Annotated in this window: 12 protein-coding genes; 7 read left to right on the top strand and 5 right to left on the bottom strand. The window is 72.7% G+C overall.

The annotated features are described in order from the left end of the window. Positions 1 to 50 precede the first annotated feature (50 nt). The 3 genes from EDD28_RS02130 to EDD28_RS02120 are packed head-to-tail and all read right to left on the bottom strand — an operon-like array spanning position 51 to position 3,226. Positions 51 to 932 carry a carbohydrate ABC transporter permease gene (locus tag EDD28_RS02130; RefSeq protein ID WP_245967878.1) on the bottom strand — a complete coding sequence of 294 codons (882 nt, stop codon included), beginning with the start codon at positions 930 to 932 and terminating at the stop codon, positions 51 to 53. Positions 933 to 935: 3 nt separating this feature from the next. Continuing rightward, positions 936 to 1,865: a carbohydrate ABC transporter permease gene (locus EDD28_RS02125; protein ID WP_123738123.1), complete on the bottom strand. Its 930-nt coding sequence runs from the start codon at positions 1,863 to 1,865 to the stop codon at positions 936 to 938. Further along, positions 1,862 to 3,226 (bottom strand): ABC transporter substrate-binding protein, encoded by a 1,365-nt coding sequence (locus tag EDD28_RS02120; RefSeq protein WP_123738122.1) that lies wholly within the window; start codon positions 3,224 to 3,226, stop codon positions 1,862 to 1,864. The genes EDD28_RS02125 and EDD28_RS02120 overlap by 4 nt, the downstream gene beginning before the upstream one ends. A 164-nt stretch (positions 3,227 to 3,390) precedes the next feature. Between EDD28_RS02120 and EDD28_RS02115 the strand changes: the two genes are divergently transcribed. The 4 genes from EDD28_RS02115 to EDD28_RS02100 all read left to right on the top strand — a co-directional run bounded on the left by EDD28_RS02115 (position 3,391) and on the right by EDD28_RS02100 (position 7,525). Then, on the top strand, positions 3,391 to 4,386 hold the full coding sequence (locus EDD28_RS02115) for a LacI family DNA-binding transcriptional regulator (protein ID WP_123738121.1): 996 nt from the start codon (positions 3,391 to 3,393) through the stop codon (positions 4,384 to 4,386). A 281-nt stretch (positions 4,387 to 4,667) separates the two neighbouring features. After that, complete coding sequence (gene eno / locus EDD28_RS02110) at positions 4,668 to 5,945, top strand: phosphopyruvate hydratase (protein WP_123738120.1); 1,278 nt, start codon at positions 4,668 to 4,670, stop codon at positions 5,943 to 5,945. A gap of 316 nt (positions 5,946 to 6,261) precedes the next feature. Further along, a complete protein-coding gene (locus EDD28_RS02105; RefSeq protein ID WP_123738119.1) occupies positions 6,262 to 6,798 on the top strand; it encodes an FtsB family cell division protein in 537 nt (178 codons plus the stop codon). A 292-nt stretch (positions 6,799 to 7,090) separates the two neighbouring features. Further along, on the top strand, positions 7,091 to 7,525 hold the full coding sequence (locus tag EDD28_RS02100; protein ID WP_245968021.1) for a DUF501 domain-containing protein: 435 nt from the start codon (positions 7,091 to 7,093) through the stop codon (positions 7,523 to 7,525). Positions 7,526 to 7,555: 30 nt separating this feature from the next. On the opposite strand, the gene EDD28_RS02095 is transcribed toward EDD28_RS02100, so the two are convergent. Next, the gene (locus EDD28_RS02095; RefSeq protein ID WP_123738118.1) at positions 7,556 to 7,804 is read right to left on the bottom strand and encodes a PLDc N-terminal domain-containing protein; all 249 of its coding nucleotides are present in this window, start codon (positions 7,802 to 7,804) and stop codon (positions 7,556 to 7,558) included. A gap of 111 nt (positions 7,805 to 7,915) precedes the next feature. On the opposite strand from EDD28_RS02095, the gene EDD28_RS02090 reads away from it, so the two are divergent. Next, entirely contained in the window at positions 7,916 to 8,440 is a 525-nt protein-coding gene (locus EDD28_RS02090) for a hypothetical protein (RefSeq protein WP_123738117.1), read from the top strand. On the opposite strand, the gene dinB is transcribed toward EDD28_RS02090, so the two are convergent. After that, on the bottom strand, positions 8,421 to 9,587 hold the full coding sequence (gene dinB / locus EDD28_RS02085; protein ID WP_123738116.1) for a DNA polymerase IV: 1,167 nt from the start codon (positions 9,585 to 9,587) through the stop codon (positions 8,421 to 8,423). The two genes, EDD28_RS02090 and dinB, sit on opposite strands and share 20 nt — an antisense overlap. Positions 9,588 to 9,685: 98 nt before the next feature. Here dinB and EDD28_RS02080 point away from each other — a divergent pair, with 98 nt between their 5' ends. Next, on the top strand, positions 9,686 to 10,633 hold the full coding sequence (locus EDD28_RS02080) for a Ppx/GppA phosphatase family protein (RefSeq protein WP_281272542.1): 948 nt from the start codon (positions 9,686 to 9,688) through the stop codon (positions 10,631 to 10,633). Between the two features lie 110 nt (positions 10,634 to 10,743). Further along, entirely contained in the window at positions 10,744 to 11,070 is a 327-nt protein-coding gene (locus EDD28_RS02075) for a PadR family transcriptional regulator (protein WP_123738115.1), read from the top strand. The last annotated feature ends 1 nt before the right edge of the window (position 11,071 follow it).

Genomic DNA, 11,071 nt, shown 5'->3' with positions numbered 1-11,071 from the left:
TCCGGTGGTCGGGGGGAGGGGGTGAGGGGACGGGAGGACGTGACGGCCGGTCAGCCCTTGAGGCTGCCGCCGACGATCCCGTTGACGAAGTGCCGCTGGAGCAGCATGAACAGGACGATGAGCGGGATCATCGCGATGGTGCTGGCCGCGAGGAGCTGGCCCCACACCGAGGCGAAGTCGGTGGAGATGTTGTTGCCGGTGATGTTCTGGGCCAGCGTCGACAGCACGACCTGCAGCGTCGCCATCCCCTCGGTCGAGGTGATGACGACCGGCCAGACGAAGTCGTTGTAGATGTTCATGATCGTGAGGACCGCGAGGCCGGCCAGTCCCGGCCGGATGACCGGGACGACGATCCGGGCGAAGATGCCCAGCTCGCCGCAGCCGTCGACGCGGGCCGCGTCGAGCAGCTCGTCCGGCACGCCGGAGATGACCTGGCGCATCCAGAAGATCGCGAACGCGTCGACCGCGCCCGGCAGGATGAGCGCCGGGTAGGAGTTGACCCAGCCGAACGTCTTCATCTCCAGCAGCAGCGGGATCATGAGGACGACGACCGGCAGCATGAGCGTCACCATGACCGTGCCGAACAGGATCCGCTTGCCGCGGAACTCGTACTTGGCGAACGCGTAGCCCGCGAGCGGCGCGAAGACCATCGTGATGCTGCCCTTGACCAGCAGGACGATCGCCGTGTTGAGGAACCCGGTCCCGATCGGCACGTTGGCGAACATCGCCTCGAAGTTGCTCAGCGTGAAGGCCGACGGGTCGAACGTGAGCGGCTCGCGGATGATCGACGCCGGCGGCTTGAACGCGGACGCGACGGCCCACAGGATCGGCCACAGGCTGAGCACGACGAGCAGGACGACGACGGCCCAGGAGAACGGTCCGGGCGGGCGCTCGATCATGGTCGAGCGACGTCGGAGGGGAGTGAGCGCCACGGGTCAGTCCTTCGGCCGCAGGAATCGGATGGTCGCGAGCGAGAGCAGCACGACGATCACCACGAGCAGGAACGAGTTCGCGGCGCCGGTGCCGAGGTCGGACACCCGGATGTACTTGTAGAGGTTGTAGCCGGCCGTCGTCGTCGACCCGTACGGACCGCCCTGGGTGAGCATGAACGGCTCGGCGAACATCTGGAACACCGCGAGCGTCTGCATGACGACGAGGAACGCCGTCGTCCGGCGCAGCAGCGGCAGGGTGATCTCCCAGAGCTGACGCGCGCGGCTGGCGCCGTCGAGCGCGGCGGCCTCGTACACGTCGCCGGGGATCGCCTGGAGCCCGGCGAGCAGGATGATGACCGCGAAGCCCGTCGTCTTCCACAGGAACAGCAGCGCGATCGTCGGCTTGGCCCAGACCGTCGTCGTGAGCCAGCCGATGTCGGGCAGCCCGAACAGGCCGAGGAACGCGTTGACCGCGCCGTGGTTCTGGTCGAACGTGATGATCCAGACCTGCGCCATCGCGACCAGCGGCGTCACGAACGGCAGGAGCAGGAACGATCGCGCCAGCCCCCGGCCCCGCATGAGGGTGTTGTTGAGGATGACCGCGGCGATCGTGCCGACGAGGATCTGGACGGGCACCGTCATGAGCCAGAGCGCGCCCGAGGTGGCGAGCGAGCTCCAGAACGCCGGGTTCTGCAGGAGGTAGAGGTAGTTGTCCCACCCGACCCACTGCGCCGTGCCGGCACCGCGCCAGTCCGTGAAGCTGAGCTGGAGGGCGAACAGCATCGGGTAGACGCCGAACGCGACGAAGAACGCGAGGAACGGCGTGACGAACAGGTAGGGCGCGAGGGTCCGGTACAGCCCCCTCCCGCGCCGCCGACGCGGCGCGGGAGGGGCCTGGACGACGCCCGGGGCGGTCGACGTGGCGAGGGTCATCCCCGGTCCACCAGGTTGGTCTGGATGTCCCGGGTCGAGCTCTCGATCACCTCGTCCGGCGTCATCGTCCCGTCGAGCAGACGCTGGAGGTTGTCGCCGAGGTAGTCGACGGCGCTGGGCCACCAGGACGGCGTCGGCACGCCGCCGGGCACCTCGTTCGCCGCCTGCGACGCGATCTCCCACAGGTTCTGGTCGCCGAGCGCCGGGACGGGGTCGAACAGCGGCTCGCCGCGCAGCGCGGGCAGGTAGGACGGGATCGAGGTGTTGAGCCCGCCGGGGTAGATCTCGTTCGGGCCGTAGACGAGCTGGTAGCCCTCGGGGTCGAACACGAGGAACTCGTAGAACAGCCAGGCGAGCTCGGGGTTCTGCGCGTCCTTCGGGATCGCGAAGCTCGAGCCGCCCATGGCGCCCGAGCGCGCACCGCCCTCCTCCCAGGCGGGCAGGAGCATGGCGCGCCACGCGCCCTGCGTCTGCGTGAGCACCGTCTGCGGGACGTAGTCCCACCAGATCGACCACGGGACGAAGACCGTCGTCCCGTCGTCGAGGCGCTGCAGGTCGGTCGGGTCCATGTAGGTCGCCTTGGCGCCGAGGTCCTCCTGGACGACGGTCTGCAGCCAGCCGAGGATCTGGCGGTACTCGTCGGAGTCGAGCCGGAGGTTGCCCTCCTCGTCCGTCATGTTCGTCCCGGCCTGGTTGGCGAACATCTCGAGCCACATCTGGCCGAGGTAGGCGCCCTCCTCCAGCCGGATCGGGTAGCTGTCCGGGTTCTTCTCCTTGACCGTGCGCGCGGCCTCGAGGAGGTCGTCGTACGTCGCGATGGAGTCCGGGTCGACGCCGGCGTCCTCGAGCACGTCCGCGCGGTAGTAGAGCAGCCCCGGGTCGAGGTCCCACGGCACGCCGTAGAAGCGACCGTCCTTGCTGCCGACGGCGAGCTTCTGGGTCACGATGTCCTTCTCGTACGGCGCGAGCAGCTCCGTGAGGTCGTACAGGTGCGGGGAGAGCGTGCTCACCTGGGAGTCGTCGATGAACGTCCCGTCCGGCACCTCGGCGCCCGAGATGAGCGTGTTGGCCAGCTTCGCGTCGATGTCGACGGCGAGGTGGTTGACCTTGATGTCCGGGTACTTCTCGTTGAACCGCTCGATGACGGTGTCGAACACCTGGAAGAGGTCGCCCGAGCGGTCCCAGATCGTGATCTCGCCGGACGGCTCGAAGTCCTCCGGCAGGGTCAGCGCGTCGCCGTCGCCGGCGTCGTTCGAGATGGACGGCCCGCAGGCCGCCACGGCCAGGGCGCCCGCCAGGAGCGCGCTCACCGCGAGCCCGGTCCGTCGCCATCGGCCGTGAGCTGCACTCACAACAGCCATGTCTTCACTCCTTCGTGTCAACGGGTGATGCGTGGCCGGCCCGAGGGCGACGACCAGTTGCATCGTGCGCAACCAGGCTAGTGCGCGACTTGCATCGTGCGCAAGTGCCCTGTTCGAGGAAGTGCATCGTGCGCAAGTGCGGGCGAGCGCGCTACAGTCGCGCCGTGGCGGTGACACTCAAGGACGTGGCGCGGCGCGCCGGGGTCTCCCCGCGCACCGTCTCGAACGTCGTCAACGGTCACGGGCCGATCGCGCCGGCGACGCGCAGCCGGGTCGAGGACGCGATCACGGATCTCGGCTACCGACCCAACGTCCTGGCGCGCACGCTCCGGACCGGACGCACCGGCATCATCGCGCTGGCCATCCCCGAGCTCGACGTCCCCTACTTCGCCGAGCTCGCCCGGTTCGTCGTCGAGGAGGCCGAGGCGCTCGGGTACCGCGTCATGCTCGAGCAGACCGACGGGCGGGTCGCGCGCGAGCGGGAGCAGCTCCGCTCCGGCCCCGCGCCGCTGTTCGACGGGCTGATCTTCTCCCCGATCTCGCTCCACGGGTCGGACATCCACCGGCTCGCGGCGCGCAGCCCCGTCGTGCTCCTCGGCGAGCGCTCGGACGACGGCCTGTGCGACCACGTGATGATCGACAACGTCGGCGCGGCCCGCGACGCGACGGCGCACCTCATCGCCTCCGGGCGGCGCCGCGTCGCGGCGATCGGGGACCAGCCGCACGTGACGGCGCGGATGCGGACGGCCGGCTACTCGGCGGCGCTCGCCGACGCCGGCATCGCCTTCGACCCCGAGCTGCTGGTGGGCGCCCGGCGGTTCCACCGCGCGGACGGTGCGACGGCCATGCGCGGCCTGCTCGCGGGCGGGGAGCCCCCGGACGCCGTGTTCTGCTTCAACGACCTGCTCGCGCTCGGCGCGATGCGGGTGATCCTCGGTGCCGGGCTGCGGGTGCCGGAGGACATCGCCGTCGTCGGCTTCGACGACATCGAGGACGGGCAGTACGCGACGCCGTCGCTCACCACGGTCGCGCCGGACAAGCGGTTCATCGCGCGGGAGGCGGTGCGGCGGCTCGTCGCCCGGATCGCCGACCCGGGCCTCGCGCCGCAGGAGGTCGAGGCGCCGTACGAGCTCGTCGTGCGGGAGTCCAGCGGCGGGTAGGCGCCCGGGGGTGGGCGCCGGTGCCGGGGGTGGCCAGCAGTGGTGCCGGGGCGCGCGGGCCCGTCGCGACGGGTCTCGGAGCCGGCCTCGTCGGGCCCCGCCCGGGGGCGCGGCGGCGCCGTCGCGAGTGACGAACGTCCCGTGCCCGGCCGGGCGCTCATCCTCTAGGCTCGTCGGTGGAGAGGTCCCCGCCAGACCGGGGACCGACCGGCACCCAGCTGGCCCATCCGGCGCCGGGCGACGAGCCCCGGTGGCCACCTGCAGAACCGACAGGAGCATTGATGGCTGCAATCATCGACATCCACGGCCGCGAGATCCTCGACTCCCGTGGCAACCCGACGCTCGAGGTCGAGATCATGCTCGAGGACGGCAGCTTCGCGCGCGCCGGCGTTCCCTCGGGCGCCTCGACCGGTGCGTTCGAGGCCGTCGAGAAGCGTGACGGCGACAAGAGCCGCTACCTGGGCAAGGGCGTGGCGGAGGCCGTCGCCGCCGTCAACGACGTGCTGGCGGAGGAGCTGCTCGGCTACGACGCGTCCCAGCAGCGCGAGCTGGACCAGGCGATGATCGACCTGGACGGCACCCCGAACAAGGGCAAGTACGGCGCCAACGCGATCCTCGGCGTCTCCCTCGCTGCGGCGCAGGCCTCGGCCAAGAGCGCCGAGCTCCCGCTGTTCCAGTACATCGGCGGCCCGAACGCGCACGTCCTGCCCGTCCCGATGATGAACATCCTCAACGGTGGGTCGCACGCCGACTCCAACGTCGACATCCAGGAGTTCATGATCGCCCCCGTCGGCGCGCCGACGTTCAAGGAGGCCCTGCGCTGGGGCTCCGAGGTCTACCACTCGCTCAAGTCCGTGCTCAAGGAGCGCGGTCTCGCGACGGGCCTCGGCGACGAGGGCGGCTTCGCGCCGAACCTCGAGTCCAACCGCGCCGCGCTCGACCTCATCCTCGAGGCCATCGAGAAGGCCGGCTTCAAGCCGGGCGAGGACATCTACCTCGCGCTCGACGTGGCCGCGACGGAGTTCTTCAAGGATGGCGTGTACAAGTTCGAGGGTGGCGACAAGTCGCCCGCCGAGATGATCGAGTACTACGTCCAGCTCGTGAACGACTACCCGCTCGTCTCCATCGAGGACCCGCTGAGCGAGGACGAGTGGGCCTCCTGGGCCGAGGTCGTGGCGCGCGTCGACGACAAGGTCCAGATCGTCGGTGACGACCTCTTCGTGACCAACCCCGAGCGTCTCGCCCGTGGCATCAAGGAGAAGTCGGCCACGTCGCTGCTCGTCAAGGTCAACCAGATCGGCACGCTGTCCGAGACCCTCGAGGCCGTCGCCATGGCGCAGCGCGCCGGCATGACCACGATGGTCTCGCACCGCTCCGGTGAGACCGAGGACACGACGATCGCCGACCTCGCCGTCGCCGTGAACGCCGGTCAGATCAAGACCGGTGCGCCCGCCCGCGGTGAGCGCATCAACAAGTACAACCAGCTCCTGCGCATCGAGGACGTGCTGGGCGACGCGGCGAGCTACGCCGGCCGCTCCGCCTTCCGCCGCCTGGGCTGAGTCGGTTCGACGAACCCCCCGTCCGGTCTCCGGGCGGGGGGTTCGTCGTTCCCGCGCCGAGGACGACCCGGCGCCGCGCACGCGTTGACCCTCGGGTCCGGCGGCGCGGCAGCTCGGCGACGGCGGGGGCGTGGTGCACCATGACGGGGTGAGTGCCCGAACGACGTCTCCGACGCGTGCCCCGGCGAAGCCCGGCTCGCGTCCGGCGTCCCGCCCGGGTGCACCGGGGCGGGCTCCGGCCAGGACGCGGGCGGGATCGAGCGTCCCTGCGGGTACCGCCGAGCGCGACGAGCCGCCCGAGTCGCGGCGCTTCACGATGCGCACGCTCGGCGTGGTCCTCGCGCTGCTCGTGGCGTTCATCATCCTGGCCCCGACGCTGCGGGCGTACGTCGCCCAGCAGGAGCAGCTGCGGGAGCTCAACGGCCAGCTCGCGCAGACGCAGGAGCGGATCGCGGCCACCGAGGCGGAGCTCGCGCGGTGGCAGGACCCCGAGTTCATCAAGGCCCAGGCGCGCGACCGGTTCTCCTACACGCTGCCGGGCGAGACGCTCTACCGCGTCATCGATCCCGAGACGGTGACCGGGGACGGCACGTCGACGGAGGACGACGGCGACAGCCGCGCCGGCTACGAGCCGTCCGTCGCCGATCCCTGGTACGTGTCGGTCTGGTACTCGGTCGACGTCGCGGGCGCGGCCGCCGAGACGATGCGGACCGAGGCGGCGGAGCGAGCCGCGTCGGACGAGGCGCCGGCCGGGACGGACGAGGCTCCCGCCGAGGGTGGCGAGGGGGCCGACCCGGCCACCGGCACCGATGCCACCGGCACCGATCCGGGCGAGGGCGGCGCCGCGGGCTGACGCGTCGGCTCGGCCCGGCCCTCCCGCTCGCCGGCAGCTCCCGGTGCTCCGCCGCGTCGTCCTCGGCGACAATGGTGGGGTGATCGACCCCGAGAGCCAGCCGACGCCCGGCGTCGCCGGCGTGCGCGCGCACCGCGACCTGCCCGGCACCGATGCCCGCGAGGGCGCGGTGGCGGTCGAGGCGCCGGCCGCGTCCGCGCCGGCCGCGTCCGCGTCGTCCGGTGGGGAGGCGTCGGGGGAGGGCCGTGTCGACGAGGCGGACCTCGCGGCGGTTGCCGAGCAGCTCGGCCGCGTGCCCCGCGGCGTCGTCGAGGTGGCCGCGCGCTGCGTCTGCGGACGCCCGACGGTCGTGCGCACGGCCCCGCGTCTGCCCGACGGCACGCCGTTCCCGACCACCTACTACCTCACGGCGCCGGGCGCGGTGGCCGCGGTGTCGACGCTCGAGGCGAACGGCGTCATGGCCGAGATGACGCACCGGCTGGCCGAGGACCCCGAGCTGGCCGCCCGCTACCGGGCGGCGCACGAGGACTACCTCGACCGGCGCGCCGAGCTGGGCGACGTCCCCGAGATCACCGGCATCTCGGCCGGCGGGATGCCCGCGCGCGTCAAGTGCCTCCACGTGCTCGTCGGGCACGCGCTCGCGCGGGGGCGCGGCGTCAACCCGCTCGGCGACGAGGCGCTCGACCTCATCGCCGACGAGTGGCGCCCGACCCGCTGCACCTGCTGAGGCGCCGACCGGCTCCGGCGTGACCGCGGGCTAGGGCTTGACGCGCCCCGCGGCCAGGTAGGTGATCGGCCCGACCCAGTTGACCGCGAGCGACAGCGCCCACGGCAGCTTGTGCCCGCCCTTGACCTGCTCGGCCGGCCGGTGCCACAGGTCGTACGCCGCCCACGCGGTGAGCGACACCTGGACGGCCCCGAGCACGACGATCGCGCGGCGCTTGCCTCGGCCGAGGTCCTCCCACCGCTCGTGCGGACTCTCGTGTGGACGCTGCTTGCGGGCCATGGCTCCTCCTCGGGTGCGCGTCCCCCCATTCTCACCCCGCCGGAGGATCGGCGGGAGGCGATCCGCGGGCGTCCCCGGGACACGGAGCCCCGCCGTCCCTAGCATGGCGCCATGCACCGCCGCCGGGCCGTCCTTGGCGCCCTTCTCCTCGGTCTCCTGCTGACCGGCTGCGTGCGGCCGTCGGACGCCGGGCACGCCGCGTCGCCCGCCGCCGGGACCACCACGGCCGGGACCGCCGCCACGGCCGACGCGACCGCGGCGTTCGACGTCGACCACCTCGGCCTCGCCTTCCTGCTCCCGGACGGCTTCGTCGCGACCGACGACGGCGGGTTCGACTTCTCGGCCGAGCGGGCCGACCCGGTCGCGAGCGTCACGATCGTGGCGGGCGAGATCCCCGACGGGGAGTACCCCGCGCGGGACGGCGAGACGGTCTCGACCAGGACGATCGACGGCGTCGAGGTCGTCGTCGAGGGCTCGGCCATGGCGGGGCTGCCCGGTGGTATCGCCGCGAACATGCTCCTGGCGCGCAACGGGGAGCGGTCCTTCTCGCTCATCATGTCCTGCGAGGAGGCCGACCTCGCGGCCGCCTGGTCCGTGCTGATGGACTCGCTCGACCTCACGGCGGGGGCCGGCTGAGCAGGCTGGCCCGGGTGAGGCTGCCTCGGCCGTGGCGCGTCCGCAGCCCGTCGACCGTCGCGTCGAGGGTCGTCGTCGGCTCCCCGAGCATCGGCTGGTAGGCGCCCGCGTCCGACAGGTCGGTCAGGGCGACGCCGACGAGCGTCAGCCCGCGTCGCGCGATCGTCGCGACGTCGCGATCGAGCAGCCGTCGGGCCGTCTCGGCCACGCGCGCCGTCGATCCGGTGGGATGTCCGAGCCGGTGCGAGCGGCTGGCCCGGGTGAAGTCCCCGTAGCGCAGCCGGACGACGACGCCCCCGGCCAGCAGCCCCGCCGACCGTAGCCGCTCGCACACCCGGTCGACGAGCGAGAGCAGGACGCCCTCGACCTCCCGCCACGGACGCGGCCGGCTCCCCAGGGCGTGCTGAGCGCCGATCGAGCGGCGGGTCTCGGCGTGGACGCGCGTCTGCGTGAGCCCGTGGACCGCGCGGTACAGGTGGTGGCCGCCGCCCGGTCCGAGGATCCCGACGAGGAGGCCGAGGTCGAGGTCGGCCACGTCGCCGGCGGTGTACAGGCCGAACCGTGCGAGCCGGCGCGCGGTCACCGGTCCGACGCCCCACAGCCGGCCGAGCGGGAGCGGGCCGAGGAACGCCGCCTCCTCCCACGGCTCGACCACCAGCAGCCCGTCCGGCTTGGCCACGCCGCTCGCGACCTTCGCGAGGAAGGGCGTCCGCGCCACGCCGGCGGTGATCGCCAGCCCGACCTCCTCGCGCACCCGCCGCCGGACCCGCGCGGCGATGTCGCTGGGCGCCCCGTCGATCCGGCGGAGGCCGGCGACGTCGAGGAACGCCTCGTCGATCGAGACGCCGCGGACGTTCGGCGTCGTGTCCCGGAAGATCTCGAACACCGCGCGCGACGCCGCCGTGTAGGCGTCGAACCGCGGTCGGACGACGACGAGGTCGGGGCACAGCCCGCGCGCCTGACGGATGCCCATCGGCGCCTGGACGCCCAGCCGCTTCGCCTCGTAGCTCACCGCCAGCAGGACGCCGCCGCCGACCGCGACGGGGCGCCCCCGCAGCCGGGGCGAGTCCCGCTGCTCGACCGAGGCGTAGAACGCGTCGAGATCGGCGTGGATGACGGTGGCTCGCGCCCCGTCCGGACTGGTCATGCCCAGAGAGTCGCACGACGGTACGACATCGACCCGGGGTGGGTCGGACGGCGACCGCGACGCGTCGGATGTCGGTGGGGCGCAATAGGCTCCTCGTCGTGACTCGCGTTGCTGCCATCGACTGTGGGACGAACACCGTCCGCCTCCTCATCGCCGACGTCCTCCCGGGCGTCGGAACGACCACCGAGGTGGTCCGCACCGGGACGGTGACGCGGCTCGGCCAGGGCGTCGACCGGACCGGCCGACTCGACCCGGAGGCGCTGGGCCGGACCCTCGACGCGCTGCGCGAGTTCGCGGAGCTGATCGCGGCGCACGACGTCGAGCGCACCCGGTTCGTCGCGACGTCGGCGACCCGCGACGCCGAGAACGCCGGTGAGTTCGCCGGCGCCGTCGAGGAGATCCTCGGGATCCGCCCCGAGGTGGTGACCGGCGCCGAGGAGGCCGAGCTGTCGTTCGCCGGGGCGGTGTCCGTCGCCTCCGGTGAGCACCCGGGTCCCTACCTCGTCGTCGACCTCGGCGGCGGCTCGACGGAGCTCGTCCTCGGCGAGCGCGAGCCCGTCGCGGCCATCTCGCTCGACGTCGGCTCCGTGCGGCTGCACGAGCGGCACCTGCACTCCGATCCGCCCACCCAGGCCGAGATCGACGCGGCCGCCGCCGACGCGCGCGAGGCCCTCGACCGCGCGGCCGCCGCGGTCCCGCTGGGGGAGACCGCGACGCTCATCGGCGTCGCGGGAACGGTCACGACGCTCACGGCGCACGCGCAGCGCCTGCCCTCGTACGTGCGCGAGCGGATCGACGGGGCCGTCCTGCCCGCCGGGATCGTGCTCGCCGCGGCGCAGGACGTGCTGCACCTGACCCGGGCCGAGCGCGGCGAGCTGCCCTACCTGCAGCCCGGCCGGGTCGACGTCATCGGCGCGGGCGCGCTGGTGTGGTTCGAGGTGGTCTCGCGCGTGCTCGCCGAGGTCGAGGCCGCGGGCGGCGAGCTCGCCAGCGTCGTGACGAGCGAGCACGACATCCTCGACGGCATCGCCCTCTCCCTGCGCTGACGGTCGGACACGCCGTGCCGGGCTGTGTTCCGCGCACTACTTCGCATTCCGCGCTACTGTGTCGTCACGAACACCGCTCCGAGGTGGGAGCGCCTGATCCGGGAGGTCCGATGGACACCACTCAGCTCCTCAAGGGGGTGCTCGACGTCGCCGTCCTCGCCGTGGTCCGTCGTGAGGACTCCTACGGCTACGACGTCGTGCGCAAGCTCCGGGCGGCCGGCCTCGCCGAGGTCGGCGACGCCTCGGTCTACGGCACGCTGCGTCGCCTGTACGCGAACGGCTCGCTCACCAGCTACGTCGTCCCCTCGGAGGAGGGGCCGCACCGCAAGTACTACGGAGTCACCCCGCAGGGGCGGACCGCGCTGGCCCACCAGGCCAAGCAGTGGGACGAGTTCTCCGCCACCCTGTCCGACCTGCTCGCCGACGCGGAGGCCTGAG

Source organism: Salana multivorans, from assembly GCF_003751805.1.
Taxonomy (GTDB): Bacteria; Actinomycetota; Actinomycetes; order Actinomycetales; family Beutenbergiaceae; genus Salana; species Salana multivorans.
Note: the sequence above shows the minus strand (reverse complement) of the source record. Positions and strands in the feature narration are given on the sequence as shown.

Bases quoted from the DNA above. Each gene is read 5' to 3' on its own strand.
- EDD28_RS02125 (WP_123738123.1), bottom strand. From the start codon at position 1,865: ATGACCCTCGCCACGTCGACCGCCCCGGGCGTCGTCCAGGCCCCTCCC.
- EDD28_RS02120 (WP_123738122.1), bottom strand. From the start codon at position 3,226: ATGGCTGTTGTGAGTGCAGCTCACGGCCGATGGCGACGGACCGGGCTC.
- eno (WP_123738120.1), top strand. From the start codon at position 4,668: ATGGCTGCAATCATCGACATCCACGGCCGCGAGATCCTCGACTCCCGT.
- EDD28_RS02105 (WP_123738119.1), top strand. From the start codon at position 6,262: ATGCGCACGCTCGGCGTGGTCCTCGCGCTGCTCGTGGCGTTCATCATC.
- EDD28_RS02095 (WP_123738118.1), bottom strand. From the start codon at position 7,804: ATGGCCCGCAAGCAGCGTCCACACGAGAGTCCGCACGAGCGGTGGGAG.
- EDD28_RS02090 (WP_123738117.1), top strand. From the start codon at position 7,916: ATGCACCGCCGCCGGGCCGTCCTTGGCGCCCTTCTCCTCGGTCTCCTG.
- dinB (WP_123738116.1), bottom strand. From the start codon at position 9,587: ATGACCAGTCCGGACGGGGCGCGAGCCACCGTCATCCACGCCGATCTC.
- EDD28_RS02075 (WP_123738115.1), top strand. From the start codon at position 10,744: ATGGACACCACTCAGCTCCTCAAGGGGGTGCTCGACGTCGCCGTCCTC.